The following is a 21,051-nucleotide window of genomic DNA, read 5'->3' as shown; positions in this document are numbered from 1 at the left end:
ACACATCGCTTAACGTTTAGTTTTCGTTAGCAAGTTGCTCAAGCACATCAGAAAATCCAGCTAAAGAAAAGCTCAGTTCGTTTGCGGTGTTTTCGTTAGAAAAATAACTGACAATTAGCTGCGTATTTGTAGACATTGCATCAATAAAGGGTTCAGACAATACCACGACCGCATTGCAACCACTTGGCAAACAGGTCACGACCGGCACTTTGGTATTTATACTACCAACCTGCAAGCCAATGTCGGTGGGCAAGTAAATGCCTAAAGGAAATATCAGTCGCATAACGGGCGCGTCGCTGAACTTTGAATTGGAGACAACGGCGGTAAATTTTAAATTACTTTCGTTACTGCTGAGCTGCTGATTAGCACTACAGGCTGGCTCGCATTTGATTGCCCAGTCACCCAGCATATCTTGTGTTTGGCCATTAGCGGTAGCGATAAAAAAGAAAAAACCAATGCAGCTTAATAAAATGTGGCGTTTGAGCGGTTTGATGGGTAGGCGCATACAATCTTCCTTGTTATGACGTAAACAATAGATGAAAAAGGCGGGAATTCCCGCCTTTTCAATCTATACCTGAATGTATATTAGCTTAGTTTGCGACGAGCACCAAACAAACCTAAAAGTACGGCACTAAACAAGCCAAGTGTGGCTGGTGCTGACACTGGATCAGGCGTTGGGTCAACGATCACTGTACCACCTACACCCGCAAAGGCGAAAATATAGGTTGGGGCAAGGTCGGTCGTGCCATCAAGGAATCCGTCTTGATCAGCATCGCTTCCAGACCAGCCAAACGAATAAGCTTCTGCACCCACTTCACCAAGTGCGGCAAGGGCTGCGTCGCGACCTAAGGCACCGCCATAGAAAATGCTAAAAGAAAAGGCTTCTCCGGCAGCCAGCGCACCAAAATCAAAGTCAAAGTTTGCGCCAATGTCACCAGGACCGCTAGCTAAAATATCACCAGTTACGGCGCAACCAGAAAATACATTAGAGCTACAAAACCCGTTATTACCTGCACCAGTAATGTTCGTCGATGCGTCTGCGCCCTGAATAGAAACAAACTCATTGAACGGCGTAGGAGAGGTATCCCAGTCAAAAGTACGGCGATACAAAAGGTTAGCAATATCGGTCGCGGACGTATTTTCAATAGTTACCACTACTTCAAACAGATTGTCCGTCTCACTTGATAAAGCAAAATCGTGAGTAATTTGCAAGCTGGCAGTGGAAGTAACAGCAGTCGCAGTCGTAGCGTCCGAAACAAAGTTCACAGCCGTCAAACCGGCAGTACCACTTGAGTTGTTCGCATAACCGGATTCACCCGTTTCTGCTATACCAACACCCCAACCCTCACATTCACAACCGTGAGACGTTGATTCATACTGATTACCAGAAGAATCTATGAAACGCATTCCGACGCTTGTAATACCCGTAACATCGGCTACACCACCGCCTACATTTAATTGACCTAAGTCATCTACGCCGAGAGACACATTACCATCAGTTATAATTGCATCTGCAAATGCCAGGCTTGAGCCTGTCATCATCAATGCAGCGCATAAGAGTTTAATATTTTTCATTGCAATCAAGTCCTTTTACTTGTTTTTTAGCACTATACTGTCTCTTCTAGCTCTGCTAATTGAGACACTTCACACCAGCCAATCATATTTTTGGTTTGTTACTACAATCTAAGGATTGTTTCAAAGTGTATTGCCAGCTCATAAAACACCCCCTGCTATTAAGCTTATCAACGGTGCCTAACAGTCAGTAAGAGCCAGTTTCCCGCAGGTAGCATAAATTGCACCAACATAAATTTAGCTATATAGTTCATATGCTTAGCTGTACAAAAAATGGAAAACCTTACAGCAATGTAAAAAAAACCGACGCTAATGGCCGGTATTTTTGCTTCGTTTTTTCAACTAAAGTTAGAGGGGAAAGGGCCGGCAATGCTATCCGTCTTGCGTAATTTTGTGAATAAGTGCCTCAAGAACTTCGTCTGCTTTATCATTATCAACCTGACAGGTTCCTGCCGCCTGATGGCCGCCTCCACCATAAGCTAAACAAAGCTCTCCCACATTTGTTTTGGAACTTCGATCGATAATGGATTTACCAATGGCAAATACGGTATTTTGCTGTTTTACACCCCACATTTTGTGGATAGAGATATTACACTGCTCAAACAGGGCATAAATCATAAATCGATTACCTGCATAGATGGTTTTTTGCTTGGTTAAATCGAGCACAACTAAATTCTCATGAACCTTTGAACAATTAAGCAGTTGCTGCTTAAATTTTTCATGGTGATCAAAATACATCTCCACGCGCTCTTGCACATCCGGTAAGGCAATAATTTCATCAATATCATGGTTTCGACAATAATCAATCAACTCCATCATTAACTGATAGTTTGAAATTCTAAAGTCTCTAAAGCGACCTAAGCCGGTACGACTATCCATTAAGTAATTAAGGAGAACCCAGCCTTGTGGATTGAGTATTTCATCTTTGGTAAATTGCGCAGAGTCGGCCTTGTCAACCGCTTCCATCATGTCGTTCCATCGCTCCGGGAAGGTTTCTGCACCACCATAATAATCATAAACCACTCGAGCCGCTGATGGCGCATTAGGATCGATAATATGGTTACTTTTCCCTTTTACACCACGGCGTTTAATTTCACTGGCATGATGGTCAAAGGCTAAGTGGCAACCGGGAACATATGGCAGGTTAGTGGTGATGTCGTTAGGGCTAATGTCAATTTCACCGTCTTGCATATCCTTAGGATGCACAAACTTAATGCCATCTATTAATCCCACTTCTTTAAGCAAAACTGCGCAAACAAGCCCGTCAAAATCACTACGTGTAACAAGGCGAAATTTAGTTTGCTCGAGGGGCTTTAATATAGCAGACATGGACACTCTCCAATGAACTTAAACAGGATTATTTATTCGGTGAATATGCTAGCCTTTTTCACTTATTAGCAAAGTATCAATCCATATACGCAGGTAGGCTCACAAATAATCATAGATACATATGACTTACTCGTTCTTCATTCTAATGCTTTGCTTATGCTTGAATTGTCAGGCGAAAACAGGTTCCTTCATTCACCTTGCTTGTCACTGAAAGCTCGCCAGAAATGATAGCACTTAATTTTTTACAAATGGCCAAACCGAGTCCTGCGTGAGTTTTGTTATCCAGGCATTGATTAGATGCCTGATAACGTGCATTAAAAACAAAAGGCAACTCATGCTGGTGAATGCCGTTTCCACTATCTTCAACTTGAATTATGACCTCATCAGTATTTACATCTACACTTAAACTAACCGTTCCGTTATCTGGCGTGTGACGAATGGCGTTATCTAGCAAATTACTTAATATTCGCTCCAGCTTCCCTATATCGCTGGTAACAAATACATCGTGCTTATTTGGTAAGTTAACCCCTAGCCGAATATTTTTTTGCTTAGCTTTTATCGCAAATTTAGCCAACGTATCGTGGCATAGCTCGCCTAAAGAGAAACGTTCAGCATTTAAATTGACTTGGCCCGCTTCCAAATAGGCCAAATCAAAAATTTGATCGATAAGATGTTTTAAATTGCGCGCGTTTTTTAGCGAAATATCAACAAATCGCTTGCGTTCATCACTCGTTAGGCTGTCATTTTGAATATCCAGCGTTTCTATATAGCCTTGCAAATTGGCAAGTGGTGTTCGTAAGTCGTGGGAAAGGTCTGCCAGCAAAATTCGCCGCTGTTGGTCAGTTTGCTCCAAGCAAGCGAATTGTATTTTTATGTGTTCCAGCACGTCGTTAAATGCACAACCTAAACGCTGAACTTCATTGTGACTATCGCGCTTCCATGGCTTGATAGCAGCGTTAATGACCTCTTTATCAAAGTCTGCCGCTCGTACTTTATCCATATCATCACTTAGCATCTTCATAGGTTTGGTGAAATATCTAAAAAGCACAAGTAAAGCCACCAGCAGAAATACAAGAGCAGCTCCGGCAAATAGCACAAATTGCTGAATCGCCGCGTTTTTTTGCACACTTGCAAAAATAGAATCAAAATTTTTACCACCAATAATGATATAGATGAATCCTTGTAAGCCACTTTCATTCGTAATAGGTGCTGCGGTAAAAATTTTTCTGCCATGAATACTTCGAGGATCGTCCCCTTTGATGGGCAAAGAAGTGTTCGCATCCAGCAACTGTGCAATAGGGTTTAAATCAACTTTTGTTCGGGCTATCGGCCCAAGCTCGGTTGAGTAGGTCAAGATTTTGCCTTGCGGATCCAGATAATAGAATTCAAAGTTTGGCCCCATTACCATTAGCGTGTGAAACAGATTTTTCAAGGCTTCATTGTTATAGGCACCGGTGACGAGCAAGGGGTTGTCTGCAATTAAATGCTTGGGTAAATCAATGTGCAGACGCTGCTCTGCAGCATCTTGTGCAACGCGTTGCAAATGAACGCTGCCCGCAAAAAACACGGCAAGCACCAGCAAAAATACCAGCACTAACGATAAAGCAAGGCGCTGGTAAAAGCAGAGTTTTATTGACCTTAAAATGCTCATGTAGCACCAACGCCGCTCGGATTAAACTTATAACCTACACCCCAAACTGTCTGCACAACATAAGGATCGGTGGCGTCCTTCTCTATTTTGGCGCGCAATCGATTGATGTGGGAATTAACCGTATGTTCATATCCGCTGTGATGATAGCCCCATACGGATTCGAGTAATTGTGAGCGAGAAAATACCTGATTTGGATGACGTGCCAGATAAAGCAACAAATCAAATTCGGTGGCGGTTAAATCTAAAGCGCGTTGATTAAAACTGACGCTATGCTCTGCGGTATTGATGCAAAGGCTTCCCACTTTCACAATCGAATCTTGCTTGTCGGGTGCGTTTCGCATGGCTTTAAGCATATGTACCTTTCGTAACTGCGCCCGCACTCTAGCCTGAAGCTCCTTTACTGAAAATGGCTTTGTCATGTAATCGTCTGCCCCAAGCTCCAAACCTAACACGCGATCGGTTTCTGAATTTTTTGAAGTTAGCATCATAATTGCCTGCTCAGGTTTGCTTGCGCGAACTTGACGGCAAATGTCCAGGCCACTAATTCCGGGCAACATGACATCCAAAATCATTAGTTCATAAGCCTTATTAAGGGCTAGCGACAGTCCTTTGTCGCCAGTGGGAGCATGGTCAATGGCAATACCGAGTTCATTTAAATTCACCCGAATTAAATCGGTAATATCTAAATCGTCTTCAACTAGCAGTATGCAATCGGACATGTCATTTTCCTTTTATGATCAAATAGCGCGTTTGTAATCACAAGCTTGAAAGCGCATTTATCGTTAGCGAGTTTGCTAATCACTCCACGCGCAGAATACTGATGCGCATCACCGGATTATCAAACTTATGGGCAAGGTTGAGCACGGAGTTTGATAAACCATCGTCAGCACTGACTACACCCTGATGCAAGGCAACAAAATCGACATCATCACGCGTAACGTTAAATCCCTCACCATTATCAGCCGGACCAGGCATCGTGCCCGCAGCTTCGCTGTTAACTTCTGTACCGGCATCGTAGGCACGGGTAAGCAAAGAAATAGCATCACCAACTCCCAGATCTGCCAGGCTGTAGGCATTAAGACCGGTAAACCCATCATTTGTATTCACAAGCATTGTGGCAACCGATAACAAGGCCTGTGTATTATCATTTATAGAGACGGTGATAGTTTCGCTCCCGCCCGGGCCAATAGGCGCGGCGCCGCTACTTTCGGCTAATACGATATCTAAACTTCTAAGCTCATCGGTCTGGCCACCTTCTGCCATTTGCTCTAAGGCTTGAGAAGCGCTTTGGCCAACCGTCCACAAGTTACCTTCGCTATGCAGAATAAGGGCAACAGGTGATAATGGCTGGGCATTGCTTAGGTTGGTAATGGTAAGCTCATAAGTTACACTCACCGGCGCGGGCGGTTCAGGTACTGGTTGCTCTGCGGTGTTGTCGTCGTTGTCACCGCCACAGGCTGCCAGAGCACTTGCAAGCAAAGCGATCATTAAAACATTGGAAAAGCGCTTAAGCCGCGTGTTATCAATATTATTAGATTCCTTCATCACAGGCCCCTTAATTAACCGTAACGGTCACTTTTGCTACCGGGTTTAACCACCGATGAACACTATTACTCACATCGCTTGTGCCGCCATTTGTCATATCATCGCCTATATTTCCGGGATGAATATGCACGCTTGTATTAGCGATGCTGCTAGTCAAGCCTGAACCGCCAGTGCCAAGTAAGGGCTCCAGGGGCGGAGGAACTGGCATGCCGGGCATGCCCGGGGCGCCGCTGCCTCGCAATTCGTCGTTTGCCTCCGTTCCTGCATCATAGGCGTTTAAGTAAACGGTGTAGGTACCTGCCTCTGTAGGAATTTGCCAATTGTCCAAGCCTATAAATCCGTCATTAGATGGTAAGACCATGGCCACAACAGATAATACGGTATTGCTGTCTGACGTAGATAATTCTGCTGAAGTTGATTGTCCTGGCGCTAATAAGCCGCCGGCCGGATTGGCAGCCGCATCGGCGTTGATAGACGCGCCGATCGTCACCAAACCATCTAAGCTGCCACCTTCGGCCATTGCTTGCAGTTCGGCTGACGCCATTTCCCCAACTTCAAATAAGCTTGCGTCTGGCGTGTGAGCCACTAACAAAATAGGCGTGAAGTAAATGCCCTGAGTGAGGTTTTGTACTTGTATAGACAAGTCCGCGGCGGATGCTTCGCCAGTTATGCCCGATAATGCGCCACTTAATAAAGCCGCTGAAAAAAGTGCTTGTGTCGTTTTCATAGTTTCCTCGTTCTTTTGGTTTGTTTGAACAAGTAAAACTATGAAGCGAATGTATCCCGAAAGTATCACAAGAAATACACGAATTTGTCATATTGCATTGTGTGTCGATTGAGCTATATATTTTCGACAGCGGGATAAAATAATCACTACTGGGTTTTAGGCAGTACTATTTTTGCATTCGCTTGTGTTACACTTTGGCGCGTCAGTCTGAGCAATGTGGCTGTTTATATTAACGTTTGAGAAATTAGCGTTTAAAAAAACGAACATGGCAAGCAACATAACAAGAACAACAGTTTGCCTTTTTCTACACTCGCCATTGAAAACCTTCAAATATCGAGAGCTCTATTTTATGAAATACCTTATTACAGGGACCGTTTTGGTCATTTTGTATATTCTTTCTTCTACACCAACATTTGCACAAACTGATACGCGATATATCAGTGATGATCTATCGGTTTTTATTCACTCTGGTCCCAGTCGAGAGTACCGGATCATCGGCAGTATTGAATCAGGCACCAGCGTAAAGCTTGTCAGCCGCTCAAGCGATGGGCAGTTTGTCGAAATTATTGACAACGAAAATCGTCAGGGTTGGGTAGAGGAGCAATATATTCAGAGTAATCGCTCTCAAAAATTACTGCTGCCTGAGTTACAACAAAAGCTTGAAGAAACGCAGGCAAAAATACCGCCACTTGAAGCTCAGATTGCAGAATTGGAAACCCAAGTCGCCCGACAACAGCAAAATAATAGTCAACAAAGTCAGGATCTAGAAGAGGCGCGCGAGAAAGTAGAAGCGCTAGAGACACAATTGGCAACCAAAGATCTTGATATGAAAATCCGCTGGCTTATCAATGGAGGGGGTTTAGCCGTTGTATGCATAATCTTGGGCATACTGATTTCGTACTTGCCTAAAAAACGTAAGCGCAATGATGGTTGGGCGTAAGCGTTTAATGCAAGTGGTAAAAAGCACTTAATCGCAGAGATCAATCATTAATCCGAAAGCGCTTTTTTACGTAAGACTTTTATAGGTATTGCAAATTGATAGATAAAATTAAAAGCTGAAAAATGAATAAAAAAAGATGTAAAACACGTTTAATGCCCAGCATTGCTATTTTATGTAGCGCTCTGTTTAGCTGTAAAGCACTTGCAGAAAAACCCGTTCCCAACGACCCAATGACCGATTGGTTCGATTCCATATGGAGCAATGCGACTATATACGGTGAAAAAGGTGATTATAGTCAGCCTTTTATCAAACTGCGTGGACGCTTTCACGGAACTGCATTCTCGGTGGACGGGGATGGCGATAATGAAACAGATTGGGAAAACCGTCGCATTCGCTTAGGCGCCGATTTTAACTTCAGTGAAAAGTTAGAGTTCTCATTTGATTTCAATATGTGGCGCGAAGACGGCGATAATATCGTAGAGAATTTTGACTATATCTCATTTACCTATGCGATCTCTGACGATACAGAACTATCTTTTGGCAAGCTTCGTCGAAACCCTCTTACGCGTGAGGACAGCACCTCTTCCAACGATATATTAACTATAGAGCGCTCTCTGCTTGCATCGCGCAGCTTTTTGGATAATGTTGGAGGGGTTTATCTGGAGCATAAGAGCGGAGATTGGACATACGGTGGTGGGGTATTAAAAGGCAGTACCGAAGAGGACTTGAGTTTACCGTCATTAGATGGCTCTACCCTGTTTCAAGGTAATATCGCCAAACAAATAAACGACATGACTGAGCTGCGACTCGACTATCTTTTTAACTCAGGCGATGAAGATAATAACGACGTTGCACCGTTTCGTCACGTAGTATCTTTGAACTCCGAAACTCGCTCGGGCCCCTGGGGTTTAATTACCGATTTAATCTACGCTAGCGCCTTGCCTGAAGCGAGGGGCGATCTTTATGGCCTGGTCATCATGCCTCATTATATGCTAACTGAGCGACTGCAGCTTGTGGGACGTTATACTTGGTCAGGCTCAGACGAAGAGAACGGAATCCGTTTGTTAAACCGATACGAACGACGCGCCGTTCCTGAAGGGTTCGAATTTGGGGATAATCACCAGGCCTTTTATGCAGGTCTTAACTACTATTTTTATGGTCACAAATTCAAGCTTATGTCTGGCATTGAATATACCGATTTTGATAGTGTGTCTGGCAATACCTCTGTTTGGACTGGCTCAGCCGCACTGAGGTTTTATTTTTAGTGAGAACTAAAGCTGTAATTAACATGCCGTAATAAACAGATTGAAGCGGCTCAATTTGAGCCGCATTGTTTATTTTTGCGCCTGTTTACTTCTGCACTTTTTTAATTCTGCACTAGCTTACTTCTGAAATAGCCACTCAAATTCATCAGCCATTAACACTTCTCCATCTTCGCCGGGTACGGGAAATACCGCAACGCAAACCTCGTCGTCCAATAAGCCTGTTGTCCATTTACTAAACCATTCCTTAAGTGATATGGCTTTTGCTTCGCAGTGCTCCCATTCCTGATTACGCCAAACCAGCGCAGCTTCTTCGCTAGGCCACACGGGAATGCAATCTTCATCCTCGGTGACTAGCATCACTGCGCCATGCTCATCGGTTAAAATAAATATTTCGTTTTGCGCTTTTACTATCTCAAAAAACGCCTGCGAACGTTTTTCTGCTGAATAATTCATCAGCGTATCGAGGTTTTCGGCTTGGTACGACAAAAGCAGTTCCTGTAATTCTTTACAATGACTTATTGGGCATTGTAACTGATTTATTGGTAATAGCACGCTATGCAAGTTTACGCGTTGAAATCAATTAAAGACGACGGCAAACCGGCGGACGAATCGTCTTCGGATTAATATTCATTGGTTTTAATTGTGGTATATCATTTTGTCAGTGTTGTCTGTTAGGGGCTTATGAATGCTACCCCAAAGCCTTCCCTAATTGATAAAAATACGCATAGAGCGGCTCGCTAATTTTTAAACATAAGTCTGATTTAGGGTATAACCCCAGTTCTGCTTCTTTTGATTGTTGAGTACCTTGCACCAAAAACGCATTTTTAATTACGTTTGCTTGAACAACGGCTTCAAATGCTCTTGCGCAAAGCTCTTGTGGGCGAGCGTAATAATACGAACTTTGGCTTTTATCTACCGTGATACTGGCTTTAACCAATGCACTCGGCTCGCCTTTTGGTTCACTTAAAAATACGCTTTGGAAAAACTCAAAAAGCAGTGTATTCAATGGATGTGATTCGGGGCTTAAAAGCTCGTTGAGCCAAACTTCGCTGGCAAATTGATGGGGCTTTCGTCCAACAAAGGCCTTTTCGCAAATATAATGGTCAAAGGCGTGAAACCATTCATGAGCAAGCGCACCACCCCCTGCGTTTTTGGCAAGCGCTAATTGTCTTTTCTGGCTACTATAATGCGCGCACACATATCTTCTGCCTCCAGTGCCAAAGGCGAGTGCAAGCGTCCCTTTTAAGGATAATACCGATTCAGGGACTTGCAGTATGTCCATCATGTCGCACAAGGCATCAAAAAACAGGTTAGCTGCAATTTGCTGCTCTTGAGGCGTGACCCATCGTCCCACTTCAATACCGCGAAAGCCAAAGATTTTGACAATATCGGCAAAGGAGACGTCAGCGCCAGCGCGGTGATTTGCGCCATTGCGAAAAAAAGCCCTGTGCAGGCGTTGTTTAGGCATTGCATTGCTAACAGATATTGGCGCAGGAGGATTTTGCTTCATGATTTGATGCTAAGCTAAAACAGTAAAAAGTTAAATGCTTAATGTTCAATAAGCGCTCCGCTAGCAAAAATCACAGTAAAAGCCAAATGTAAGTTTAAGAAATTTAAACTAATTGCCTTAAATACAGTAAAATAGCCCCAGTTCAATTTTTAATAGGTGAAAAGCGTGGCCTTACAGTGGTTCCCCGGGCATATGCACAAAGCCCTCAAAGAAATAAAAGAGTCGCTAAATCAGGTCGACATATTGATAGAGGTTCTCGATGCGCGTATTCCCTATTCGAGTGAAAACCCTGAAATTGCCAAAATCCGAGGCGATAAACCCTGTCTGAAAATACTCAATAAATTCGATCTCGCCGACCCGGAAATCACCGCAAAATGGCAAGCGAGTCTGGAACAAGAACGCGGTATCACAACGATAACGGCATCGAGTGATAAACCAGGTGAAAGTAAAAAGATCCTGGCTGCAGTGAGAAATATCTGCGAAAAACAAACGTCATCGATCAAAACCGTCAATGCCATGATCACGGGTATTCCCAATGTAGGAAAGTCGACGCTAATAAATATACTGGCAGGTCGCATTATTGCCAAAACAGGCAATGAACCAGCGGTTACCAAGTCTCAGCAACGCATCAAGTTGGACAACGGAATTGCCTTGCATGACACCCCCGGAGTGCTATGGCCAAAATTGGAAAATCCGCATTCAATCTACCGTTTAGCAGCGTCAGGTGCGGTTAAAAATACAGCCATGGAATTTGATGATGTTGGATTTTTTGCGGCGGATTATTTGATTAAAGCCTATCCTGAGTTAATGAAAGCCCGTTACATGCTAGATAGTATTCCAGACACCGAAATCGAATTTTTAGAAGCCGCTGCAAAAAAACGAGGCGCGATTATGAGTGGCGGTCGAGTCAATTTACATAAAATATGTGAAGTATTGTTAAAAGAGCTACAGGCTGGAAAATTGGGAAGGATTAGCCTGGAAACCCCAGAAATGATAGCGCAAGAAAAATTGGAAATAAAAGCGGCCGCCGAGAAAAAAGCCGCAGACAAAGCGAAACGCAAACAACGATTTAAAGAAGGCTCTTTGACTCCTGATAAGCATGATCGCAAAGCCATTCGCACTAAAAAGCGCGAGGAGCAAAGTCTACGAATGAAAAAAAATCGTTCTTAATTTATGAATTTACTCCGTCATCCTTGAGACCATTCCGTCATCCTTGTGACCCTCTCCGTCATCCTTGCGAAAGCAAGGATCTGCTGAGGCCCATGGAGTTCTCGCATCAAGTGCGAGATGACGGGTTCTCCGTCATCCTTGCGACCCTCTCCGTCATCCTTGCGAAAGCAAGGATCTGCTGAGGCCCATGGAGTTCTCGCATCAAGTGCGAGATGACGGGTTCTCCGTCATCCTTGCGACCCTCTCCGTCATCCTTGCGAAAGCAAGGATCTGCTGAGGCCCATGGAGTTCTCGCATCAAGTGCGAGATGACGGGTTCTCCGTCATCCTTGTGACCCTCTCCGTCATCCTTGCGAAAGCAAGGATCTGCTGATGTCCACGGAGTTCTCGCATCAAATGCGAGAAGACGGATATTTCTTAATCGAACAACTACTCAGATGCCGTGGTAGCCAATGCCACCGCCTCTGCGACGCGAATACCATCTATTCCGGCTGACCAAATGCCGCCGGCATAGCCTGCGCCCTCGCCAGCGGGGTACAAGCCTTTCACGTTCACACTTTGATAGCTCTTGTCGCGCTTGATACAGATGGGCGACGAAGTACGCGTTTCAAGCCCTGTTAGCAAGCCGTCTTTCTTGGCAAAACCGCTTATTTGTCGATCAAATGCAGGGATCGCCTCGCGGATCGCTTCGGTCACGTAATCCGGAACAATGGTGCTTAAGTCTGTGAGTGTGATACCCGGAGTATAGGAGGGCTTTACATCGCCTAGCTCTGCGCTTGGCGTGCCGCTTAGAAAATCGCCGATTAACTGCGCTGGCGCGAAATAATTTTCACCGCCTGCTTTAAACGCCAGTTCCTCTAATTGACGTTGCAGAGCGATACCCGCAAGCGGGTGACCCGGATAGTCCTGTTCTGGCTCAATTCCCACAACGATTGCGCTGTTTGCATTACGTTCGTGTCGAGAATACTGACTCATACCGTTAGTAACCACTCGCCCCGGTTCAGATGCAGCCGCCACCACGGTGCCACCCGGGCACATACAAAAGCTGTAAACACTGCGGCCGCTCTTGCAATGGTGAACAAGCTTGTAATCTGCCGCGCCTAAAATGGGGTTGCCAGCATTATCGCCAAAGCGGCATTGGTCTATCATGCTTTGCTCGTGTTCTATTCGAAAGCCAATCGAAAAAGGCTTAGCCTCAATATAAACCCCTTGTGCGTGAAGCGCTTCAAAAGTATCTCGTGCGCTATGGCCTACAGCCAAAATAACCTGATTACACGCTAGGTAGTCGTCATTAGAAAGATACAAGCCTTTAATTTTGAAACCACCATCTGTTTTCTCTAAATCCAGTTTTTCCACGCGGGTACTAAAACGGATCTCGCCCCCTAAAGACAGGATCTGTTGACGCATTTTCTCTACCATATTAACGAGTTTAAAGGTCCCGATATGTGGCTTGCTAACATACATGATTTCTTCTGGCGCACCAGCTATAACAAATTCATGTAGCACTTTGCGTCCGTAGTGTTTTGGATCTTTGACTTGGCTATAGAGCTTTCCGTCTGAAAAGGTTCCGGCACCACCTTCACCAAATTGCACATTTGACTCTGGATTTAAAGGCTGTTTGCGCCAAAAACCAAACGTATCTTTGGTGCGCTCTCTTACCGCTTTACCGCGCTCAAGCACAATCGGTTTAAAGCCCATTTGCGCTAAAATTAAAGCCGCAAACAAACCGCAGGGACCAAGGCCAACCACAACTGGTCTATGCCGCAAGTTTTTTGGGGCTTGTGCGACAAATTTATATTCCATATCTGGAGTGACGCGCACGCTTGGGTCGTTTACAAAGGCATCAAGCACGCTTTGCTGGTTTTTAAGTGCTACGTCGAGCGTGTAAATAAGCTGTATGTTTTTTTTGTTTCGTGCGTCATAACCGCGCCTGAAAACGTTAAAAGACAAGAGTTCCCGCTCGTCAATTTTCAGCTTGCTTAAAACCGCTTGTCCAAGTGCGTTTTGCTCATGATCAAGGGCTAGTTTTATATCAGTTAAACGCAACATCGATGTGTACTCGTTAAAGGCTGGAAGGCTTTGATATATTTTTGTGCTGTCTTGTGGCTAGCGCGCGTAGTGTAAATCATAAAAGCAGTATTTAATAGCCAGCGCAGCAACACGTGCTTGCGTTTTTACATTGCTCAATTACACTTGCGCGATGAGCTTTTCGCAACCCATTCAACTTGGCACATTTAGCGCGATGAATTTATTTAGGTACAATTTATTTAGGTACTTAGCATGACCTTTGTGGTGACCGACAATTGTATAAAGTGTAAATACACCGATTGTGTTGCAGTATGCCCTGTGGATGCATTTTTTGAAGGCCCGAACTTTTTGGTCATTGACCCAGACATCTGTATTGATTGCGCTTTGTGCGTACCTGAATGTCCGGCTGACGCAATATTTCAAGACACAGAACTGCCCGATGAGCAAAAGCACTACCTTAAAATAAATGAGGAACTTTCTCAGCAGTGGCCAAATATCAATGCATTAAAAGCTCCGCCTGCGGATGCTGACGAATGGAACGGCGTCCCCAATAAACTCCCTCTTTTAGAAAAGTAAATAAAGGTATTCCCTTGGAAGGGAACACCTTTATAGGACCTTAGGTTATTGTTTTTTCTCGCTTGTGGCAGGTTGACCATATTTGAACGAGCGAGGTCCATGAAGCAATCCATTGTATCCATCTGAGTGTAATAATCGATTTGAAGCAATGGCTGATATATCAAAACCGCGATCGGTAACCGTTTCAATGATTTGAGTCATCGCCGCTTCCACGAGCATACCAACTAAACCACCACCGCTATTGCCCTGCTGCTCTGCGCTGGACGCTCTGGCTACGTCGGCCCAAAGAACTTCTCCCGTTCGAAGGTCGACTAATTGAGCTGAGATGGTAACTGCTGTTTCACTCGACACAATGACATAACTGGTGCCAAATTCACTTATGGTAGTATAAAGAGCGGCATCCGCACCAAAAATTTCTCTCAGTTTTTCAATCGGAATTCCGTGAGCGTCATTTGCTACTGTCACTCCGTTATTTTTGAAAGTTTGATCAACAAGTGCAACAGGATAAACATAAAAACCTGACTCCGCGATGGGCGGAACCAACTGAGCCATTACCGCATAAGGTGCTATTACCTCATTGCTATTGTTGATGGGTGGCATAATCAAAATGGAATGTGGATCAGCGTTTCTAAATTTGCTGTAATCATGTGCTGGCGGCGAACTCACACAGGCACTTAACAAAACAAGACTAGTAAGCACCAACCAATATTTTGTGATTTGAGTCATATTAGACACCTTCCCTTTGTCTTAATAGAAAGTCGATGTAAGCGGCTGATTCAGGAAAAAGTTCTTTTTCAGTTTGTAGATGAGAGAGTCCCAAATCAGCATCTCCGGCTTCTATGTATAACATACCTAGATGGGCATGGAGGCCCGGCGGCACTGGACGGTCTCCTGCTTCTTGTATAGTGAGTTCTAACTGCTGTATTTGTTCTGCTCTAGTTAGATTATCAGTCTTAAAGTAGCTATATACTGCTTGTTGATAGCTACCATAATAGTAAAGTGGTTCGGTAGTTTTACACCCAGTCAGAATGAAAAAAATCGTTATCAACCAAAAAGTGGTTGTGAACTGATACTGCTTCATTATTTAAATACTCCACACTTGCGGCTTGGTCGTATTAAGCTCTGGTTGAACACTCCATGCTCCGGATTCAAGTCCTTCAACCAGATTATTCACCGCTTCTCTAATGGCTAAATCAAGCACCTTTCCGTTTAATGTAGAATCATAGCCAGCGGTACTGCCAAAGCCTATCACTTCTCTTTCACTCAGGCTGTACTCTCCAGCGCCGCTTGACGTGTACACCATTTCTGAAGTGTTAACATCTACAATGTTAATCGTCACTTTTGCGTAGGCAATTTGTGATTTGCCTTTGCCAAGCAAACCAAATAACTGTTTGTCGCCCACATCTTTTCGTCCAAATTCAGTTACGTCGCCTGTAACAACATATTTGGCGCCTGATAAGTTTTGAGAAGCGTTGTTAATCGCGGATTCAACTGCCAGCATTTCCATGTTGTCACGGTCTAGAACCGTAAATCTGTTAGTCTGCTGCAGATGAGACATCAGGGTAGTTTTTGCCTGATTTCCAAGTCTGTCGACGCCAGTAGAAAAAATGCCGTTTTGAAAGCTTGATCGATTGACAAATTTACCCACCGCTAGCTTATTTTTAGGCCCATTATATGTGGTGTTATATGTTTCCACTTTAGGCGTTTCTACGACTTTTGATGAAGTGCTTGCGCACGCGCCAATTAATATACTCAGTAATGCTATTACCAAGATTTTTCCGTAAGATTGAGTATGCATGAGAGCGCTCTCCTAGTGATTGAAATAATACAGCGAGGAGAAGAGACTTTTTGCAAAAGGACTGCTTAAAGACTGCTTAAAAGAGTTGAGTGTTTCTCGACATCCTTGCCTGCTAAACACTATAACCTTAGGCTTAAAAAAAGCAATAGGGTCAATTAAAGAACCTTACTTACTACCCGCTAAGCGATGCTTGTAAACCTAGCCAAGCACGGTAAATACGAACTCAATTATGTTAAACGTGAGCTTGATAAACGTGCCCTTAACTACGCTCTAAAGCCCTTAGCCACAATATACACCTCGCGAGAGCGTGGTCTTGATGCAGCCGGTTTACGGATAAGTACTTGCTTAAAGGCGCTACGCACTTCTTTTACATACTCATCGTAGCCAACTCCCTGAAACACTTTTGCACAAAAGCTACCACCGGGTTTTAACACATTGCGCGCCATATCCAGTGCCAACTCAACCAAATACATCGATGAATATTGATCGGTGCTTTTCACGCCGCTTAAATTTGGTGCCATGTCTGAAATGACGGTATCTACGGCATCACAATTGAGCACGCGCAAAATCTCGTCATAAACCGCTTCTTCGGTGAAGTCACCTTGCACAAAATCCACACCAATAATGGAGTCCATTGGCAATATGTCCGATGCAATAACTCGACCCGAGTCGCCTACCACCGGCGCAACAATTTGTGACCAACCACCCGGTGCACTGCCAAGGTCCATCACCACGCTTCCTGCGCGAAACAGTTTATCTTTCTCGTTAATCTCAATGAGCTTATAACTTGCCCGAGAACGATAGCCGTCCATTTGTGCTTTTTTCACATACGGATCGTTTACATGTTCTTCCATCCACTTTTTGCTGGTTTTTGATCGGGCCATGAAATGTGTCGGGTATCGGTTTCGTTAAAACGGCGAGTATTATAGACTTATGCCCTTTAATTGCAAAAACCAAAGCCCGCTATAGGTGTCCACTTATGAAGTTTGATGATGTTAAGAAATTACATCAAAAAAAGTACCGAGCGCAATTCGCGCATTATTTGGTGGAAGGCGAACACCTGATCCTTGAATTACATAAGGCGTATAAAAATCATCCGAGTCTTAAATTAGATAAAAACTTAGATAAAAAGCCAGATAACAAGCCAAATGCAAAAGCCATCACGCTATATATCACTGAGCAACATCTGGCATGGGCAGAAGCGCTAGGTGCTGATTTTCAGCATCAAGTAATAAGCGAAAAACAAATGCGTCAACTGAGCGATACCAAATCGCCACAGGGCATGGTCGCCTGTGTTCCCTTGCCGCCTCCTCTCACCCATCCCCTTACAAGTACTGGCACAAAAAGCAAAGGTGAGCGCTGTATTTATCTGCATGAAGTGCAAGACCCGGGAAATTTGGGCACCATCATTCGCAATCTGGCCTGGTTTGGCAATTTCCGTTTATTGCTCAGCCCCAATAGTGTCGACCCCTTTAATTCAAAAGTTGTTCGCGCGAGTATGGGAGCAATTTTCCACTTACCTATTGAGCTTGATGTTGCACTTGATGCGCTCGCTCATCGCTTCAAGCGTTTTGCCTATTTGGATCTCGAAGGCTCACCCGTTAATAGTCCACAGTTTGCCAATTATGATTGTTATTTGTTTGGCAATGAGGCGCGCGGTATTCCAAAAGAGACGCTTTCTGCATTTGACTCACATGCCTTTACTATAAATGGAAGCGGTGCCATCGATTCACTCAACCTTGCCAATGCGGTAGGGATTTGTGCTTATCAGTTGTCGCTTTAGCGTTTACTGCTCCCTAAAAGCTTGAATGTTTGTATTAGAAAGAACGGTGCAGCGGGCCGTGGCGCGAGGCTACAAGTTTTCATAGCCTCGTCGACCCTGGCGGAATTGGCGCAACCAGTGAGCTAAAATGGTAAAAAGTTAAATGCGTATTCCAGCTCGGTTTGCGTTACGTTTTGCGCACCAAAATTAATGAGACTGATCCGCGCAAGCAGTTTTTCAACCAGCTCTGGCGCCTCAAGCTCAGAGTCAATTAGCGTGACTGCGGTAAGCGAACCATTCGGAGCAATGACCAGTTTAACGGTAAGTTTTCCCTCTATCGATGGATCTTCTCTTAAGGCTCGACGATAAAGTGAATACACTGCGCCTTTGTTGGCGTCCAAAGTCTGGCGAATTTGGTCCAAATCCCGACTGCCTATCACCTGAGACTCACGTTCAATGCGTTTTGTTGCAAGTGCGGCTTCTCCCTCGCTTGCAGCAACAAACTCAGTGTTACGACGACCTTCCAGCTCTCCCGCCGCACCAACATCACTCGATAGATTACTGGTCTCAATCCCGCCGCTACTTGCAAGCGTTTGTGCTGCAATAACATTACGCTGTGTAAGCGATGATTCGCCGCCACCTTGGGTCAAGTTCGTTTGTGCCAGATTTGAAAGATTGGCTTGCTGACGCATGCTTGCAAGCTGATCCTGAAATGCCAATACGCCTTTGCTTTTTGCCGTTTCCCGGGCTTTGTTCACCTTTTCTTCTTCGCTGATTTTAGGCTCTTCTTTTTGAACAACTACAGGCTCATCGGGCGGCGTCTCAATGGCTTCAAGCACCGGCTCTGGTTTTTCTATTTCAACGGGTTCAGGCTCAGGAAGCACTTCCTCAATCGGTTCTGGCTCGGGTTGTGGCGGTGGAGGAGGCGGTGTTTTCGCCTGTATTATTTTTGCAAGCTGCGGCGGTAATTTTTCTTGCTGGGCGCGAGGCAATTCGGGTACCTCTTTAAAGCTTACATAAAGCGCCAATAGGAGCGTCATAATCAAAATCACTGCAGAAATTTTGAAAAATCTCGCATTTTCCTGCTCGGCGCTTATCCATGGCAATTGGCTAGGAAAGTAAAACTGTCCCGTTACCGATTGATTTGCCTGAGCGGCAGCACTTGCCTGAGCCGATAAACTGGCTAAATTAGAAGGGCTCATTACTTCATCCCTCCAGCAGAAGCAGTCAGGGCACTGCCGTTGTCCTGCTTATTTTCAACCGCCAGAGCAATATTGGTATAACCTTGTGCAGCGCAGGCTTGCATAATTTGTTTAAGCACGGCGTATGGTGTGCTTGCATCACCCATAATGGTGATAGATTGCGCCTGTTTTTCTTCTTCACTTAAATCAACTTTGCGATTGCTGTGGTAATCCAGTTCGGCTTTAAGTGCATTGACAGCTGTCGACTCATTATCAAGCAAAGCTTGTGTTTGACTTAAAGGCTTGCCTTGCAGTAATACCTGATCTTTGGTCACCATCAACAAGAGGGTTTCTTTAGCCGGAGAGTCAGCACTTGATTCTGGCAATGTCACCCGGTCGCTTGACTGTAAAACCTGCACGTCTGAGGCATTAAGCATCAGGAAAAATACCAAAATCGTGAAAATATCCATTAAAGACACCAAGCTTAGCTTTGATTTACCTTGATTTCGCTTGTGATGTCTTGCCATGCGTTTGGCGCGCATTGATTGCTTCATTGCGAACCTCCCGTTGAATTTTCGCCCATTGTCGCATTGCTTGCCTTGCTGATGGAAACCGGGGCATCGGCAAGTGATACTTCGGGGAACAACTCAGCATCGACCACTGAGGCAGCCACAACGTCTTTGTAAGAACGCGTAGCGTCAATTAATGAAATAATGGTTTGGTAGTCAGTATCTTTTTGCATTAATAGCGTGATGTCTTTTTTATCAACGCCTTTGCCCAATAAGGTTTGTTTGATTTGCTTTAAGGTCGTTTGCAATGAGGCATAGTCATGCATAATTTGTCCGCTACCTACAGTGGTGCTTTGATCATCTACTACCTCTATCATGGGAATTTGCGTCACTAAATAGGTCTGCGGAAAGTAAACTTCCAATCCGCTGTCGGTGACTTGCACTTCAAGCACTTCACGCTCAATCGCTTCACTATTAGTTTGTCCTGCAAGCCCTGGCAGGTTGAGCTCAACAACGGTGATACGCGAAAACACCATCATCATCAGCAGCACTGGTACCAGTACAATCATCAGATTCATAAAAGAAGTGATATCGAGATCAGCGTCTTCTTTTTTCACCCGCGCTCGACGATTCGCAATCATTGGACTTACTCGTCGCTTACGCGTGTTTTAGGCGACAAACTTTCAAGTGCGATAAGCGTGTTTAAACATTTCACACCGGCCATCTCCATACTGTCGATAATTTCGGTGGTTTTTGTTTGTAAAAGTGCATGAAATCCCAGTAGTGGAATGGCCGAAATCAAGCCAAAAGCGGTTGTATTCATGGCCACTGAAATAGACTGCGATAAAAGACTGGCTTTTTCAGAAGGGTCGGCGTTGGCCACCGCAGAAAACGCGGCAATCAGTCCGATAATGGTACCTAACAATCCCAGTAAGGTGGCAATGTTAGCCAATGTACCTAAATAGTTGGTGCGCTTTTCAAGGCGAGGTACCGTTTCCATTAAGCCTTCTTCCATCGCGTATTCAATATCTTCACGTCGAGGGCTTACGGTCAGACGTGCAATGCCCGCACCAATCACACGTGAAATAGGCGCTTTGCTGGCCTGCGTGATATTCACAATTTTGTCGAATTGCTGACGCGATAATAAAGGCTCAATCTCGTTAAACGCATTTTTGTTGGTGCGTCTTGCTGACAGGAGAAAAATATATCGCTCAATGGTAATGGCTATTCCAAGGGCTAGCACAATGGCGATAGGCAACATAAACGAACCGCCTTCCTGGAAAAATCTTGCTATGGTATCAATGATATCCATGATATCGCTCCAACTTGGTTAAATTTACTGGGTATAAGTTTTTTGGCGTAAAAAACTCGCTATTAACGAGACAGTTTTAAATCTTTCAATGCAATATAATCGAGCTTTAGCGCTATTGTGTATGGCGCTTGATGAAGGGTATGTAAATTACATACCTAAGCACCTGTCGCGCTTTAT

23 protein-coding genes are annotated in these 21,051 nt (G+C 44.5%); 5 read left to right on the top strand and 18 right to left on the bottom strand.

The genetic code is table 11. The annotated features are described in order from the left end of the window. Positions 1-16: 16 nt before the first annotated feature. The 7 genes from D6V41_RS06875 to D6V41_RS06845 all read right to left on the bottom strand — a co-directional run bounded on the left by D6V41_RS06875 (position 17) and on the right by D6V41_RS06845 (position 6,824). Complete coding sequence (locus tag D6V41_RS06875) at positions 17-505, bottom strand: invasion associated locus B family protein (RefSeq protein WP_136250759.1); 489 nt, start codon at positions 503-505, stop codon at positions 17-19. An 80-nt stretch (positions 506-585) separates the two neighbouring features. Next, positions 586-1,575, bottom strand: a complete 990-nt coding sequence (locus D6V41_RS18255) for a hypothetical protein (protein ID WP_179952544.1) — start codon at positions 1,573-1,575, stop codon at positions 586-588. A gap of 369 nt (positions 1,576-1,944) precedes the next feature. Next, positions 1,945-2,901 carry a DHH family phosphoesterase gene (locus D6V41_RS06865; RefSeq protein WP_136250758.1) on the bottom strand — a complete coding sequence of 319 codons (957 nt, stop codon included), beginning with the start codon at positions 2,899-2,901 and terminating at the stop codon, positions 1,945-1,947. Positions 2,902-3,055: 154 nt separating this feature from the next. Continuing rightward, positions 3,056-4,552, bottom strand: a complete 1,497-nt coding sequence (locus tag D6V41_RS06860; RefSeq protein WP_241664453.1) for a sensor histidine kinase — start codon at positions 4,550-4,552, stop codon at positions 3,056-3,058. Next, on the bottom strand, positions 4,549-5,271 hold the full coding sequence (locus D6V41_RS06855) for a response regulator transcription factor (RefSeq protein WP_136250757.1): 723 nt from the start codon (positions 5,269-5,271) through the stop codon (positions 4,549-4,551). The genes D6V41_RS06860 and D6V41_RS06855 overlap by 4 nt, the downstream gene beginning before the upstream one ends. 79 nt (positions 5,272-5,350) lie before the next feature. After that, entirely contained in the window at positions 5,351-6,097 is a 747-nt protein-coding gene (locus D6V41_RS06850; protein WP_136250756.1) for a spondin domain-containing protein, read from the bottom strand. A gap of 10 nt (positions 6,098-6,107) precedes the next feature. Then, the gene (locus D6V41_RS06845; protein WP_136250755.1) at positions 6,108-6,824 is read right to left on the bottom strand and encodes a spondin domain-containing protein; all 717 of its coding nucleotides are present in this window, start codon (positions 6,822-6,824) and stop codon (positions 6,108-6,110) included. Positions 6,825-7,173: 349 nt separating this feature from the next. Here D6V41_RS06845 and D6V41_RS06840 point away from each other — a divergent pair, with 349 nt between their 5' ends. Both D6V41_RS06840 and D6V41_RS06835 read left to right on the top strand, forming a co-directional pair. Further along, positions 7,174-7,764, top strand: a complete 591-nt coding sequence (locus D6V41_RS06840; RefSeq protein WP_168710980.1) for a TIGR04211 family SH3 domain-containing protein — start codon at positions 7,174-7,176, stop codon at positions 7,762-7,764. A 122-nt stretch (positions 7,765-7,886) separates the two neighbouring features. Then, positions 7,887-9,029, top strand: a complete 1,143-nt coding sequence (locus D6V41_RS06835; protein ID WP_136250753.1) for a porin — start codon at positions 7,887-7,889, stop codon at positions 9,027-9,029. Positions 9,030-9,146: 117 nt separating this feature from the next. Here D6V41_RS06835 and D6V41_RS06830 read toward each other — a convergent pair whose 3' ends face one another. Both D6V41_RS06830 and D6V41_RS06825 read right to left on the bottom strand, forming a co-directional pair. Continuing rightward, the gene (locus D6V41_RS06830; RefSeq protein ID WP_241664452.1) at positions 9,147-9,515 is read right to left on the bottom strand and encodes a DUF2750 domain-containing protein; all 369 of its coding nucleotides are present in this window, start codon (positions 9,513-9,515) and stop codon (positions 9,147-9,149) included. 202 nt (positions 9,516-9,717) lie between these two features. Next, positions 9,718-10,539, bottom strand: coding sequence for a CLCA_X family protein (locus D6V41_RS06825; RefSeq protein ID WP_241664451.1), 822 nt, complete (start codon positions 10,537-10,539; stop codon positions 9,718-9,720). Between the two features lie 165 nt (positions 10,540-10,704). Here D6V41_RS06825 and ylqF point away from each other — a divergent pair, with 165 nt between their 5' ends. Continuing rightward, positions 10,705-11,709 carry a ribosome biogenesis GTPase YlqF gene (ylqF, locus tag D6V41_RS06820; protein WP_136250752.1) on the top strand — a complete coding sequence of 335 codons (1,005 nt, stop codon included), beginning with the start codon at positions 10,705-10,707 and terminating at the stop codon, positions 11,707-11,709. Between the two features lie 428 nt (positions 11,710-12,137). Here the strand turns inward: ylqF and D6V41_RS06815 are convergent, their stop codons facing one another. Continuing rightward, on the bottom strand, positions 12,138-13,757 hold the full coding sequence (locus D6V41_RS06815) for an NAD(P)/FAD-dependent oxidoreductase (protein ID WP_136250751.1): 1,620 nt from the start codon (positions 13,755-13,757) through the stop codon (positions 12,138-12,140). A 231-nt stretch (positions 13,758-13,988) separates the two neighbouring features. On the opposite strand from D6V41_RS06815, the gene fdxA reads away from it, so the two are divergent. Then, positions 13,989-14,312 (top strand): ferredoxin FdxA, encoded by a 324-nt coding sequence (fdxA, locus tag D6V41_RS06810; RefSeq protein WP_136250750.1) that lies wholly within the window; start codon positions 13,989-13,991, stop codon positions 14,310-14,312. Between the two features lie 45 nt (positions 14,313-14,357). Here the strand turns inward: fdxA and D6V41_RS06805 are convergent, their stop codons facing one another. The 4 genes from D6V41_RS06805 to rlmE form a co-directional block, all read right to left on the bottom strand. Next, positions 14,358-15,038: a DUF799 domain-containing protein gene (locus D6V41_RS06805; RefSeq protein ID WP_136250749.1), complete on the bottom strand. Its 681-nt coding sequence runs from the start codon at positions 15,036-15,038 to the stop codon at positions 14,358-14,360. Position 15,039: 1 nt separating this feature from the next. Continuing rightward, positions 15,040-15,393, bottom strand: coding sequence for a DUF4810 domain-containing protein (locus tag D6V41_RS06800; protein ID WP_136250748.1), 354 nt, complete (start codon positions 15,391-15,393; stop codon positions 15,040-15,042). A 3-nt stretch (positions 15,394-15,396) separates the two neighbouring features. Then, positions 15,397-16,110: a CsgG/HfaB family protein gene (locus D6V41_RS06795; protein ID WP_136250747.1), complete on the bottom strand. Its 714-nt coding sequence runs from the start codon at positions 16,108-16,110 to the stop codon at positions 15,397-15,399. Between the two features lie 263 nt (positions 16,111-16,373). After that, positions 16,374-16,994: a 23S rRNA (uridine(2552)-2'-O)-methyltransferase RlmE gene (gene rlmE / locus D6V41_RS06790; protein WP_136250746.1), complete on the bottom strand. Its 621-nt coding sequence runs from the start codon at positions 16,992-16,994 to the stop codon at positions 16,374-16,376. A gap of 95 nt (positions 16,995-17,089) precedes the next feature. Between rlmE and D6V41_RS06785 the strand changes: the two genes are divergently transcribed. Beyond that, positions 17,090-17,893, top strand: coding sequence for a TrmH family RNA methyltransferase (locus D6V41_RS06785; protein ID WP_136250745.1), 804 nt, complete (start codon positions 17,090-17,092; stop codon positions 17,891-17,893). Between the two features lie 122 nt (positions 17,894-18,015). Here the strand turns inward: D6V41_RS06785 and D6V41_RS06780 are convergent, their stop codons facing one another. From D6V41_RS06780 to D6V41_RS06765, 4 genes are read right to left on the bottom strand one after another with little or no spacing between them, the layout of a single operon-like run. Further along, positions 18,016-19,074 (bottom strand): AgmX/PglI C-terminal domain-containing protein, encoded by a 1,059-nt coding sequence (locus tag D6V41_RS06780; RefSeq protein ID WP_136250744.1) that lies wholly within the window; start codon positions 19,072-19,074, stop codon positions 18,016-18,018. Continuing rightward, the gene (locus D6V41_RS06775; protein WP_136250743.1) at positions 19,074-19,607 is read right to left on the bottom strand and encodes an ExbD/TolR family protein; all 534 of its coding nucleotides are present in this window, start codon (positions 19,605-19,607) and stop codon (positions 19,074-19,076) included. Before D6V41_RS06775 ends, D6V41_RS06780 begins: the two co-directional genes overlap by 1 nt. After that, positions 19,604-20,203, bottom strand: coding sequence for an ExbD/TolR family protein (locus D6V41_RS06770; protein WP_136250742.1), 600 nt, complete (start codon positions 20,201-20,203; stop codon positions 19,604-19,606). Before D6V41_RS06770 ends, D6V41_RS06775 begins: the two co-directional genes overlap by 4 nt. A 5-nt stretch (positions 20,204-20,208) precedes the next feature. Next, positions 20,209-20,874: a MotA/TolQ/ExbB proton channel family protein gene (locus tag D6V41_RS06765; protein WP_136250741.1), complete on the bottom strand. Its 666-nt coding sequence runs from the start codon at positions 20,872-20,874 to the stop codon at positions 20,209-20,211. Positions 20,875-21,051: the final 177 nt, after the last annotated feature.

The sequence above is a fragment of the Ningiella ruwaisensis genome, from assembly GCF_004798935.1.
GTDB classification, from domain to species: Bacteria; Pseudomonadota; Gammaproteobacteria; order Enterobacterales; family Alteromonadaceae; genus Glaciecola; species Glaciecola ruwaisensis.
This window is presented reverse-complemented; position numbering and strand designations above follow the sequence as displayed.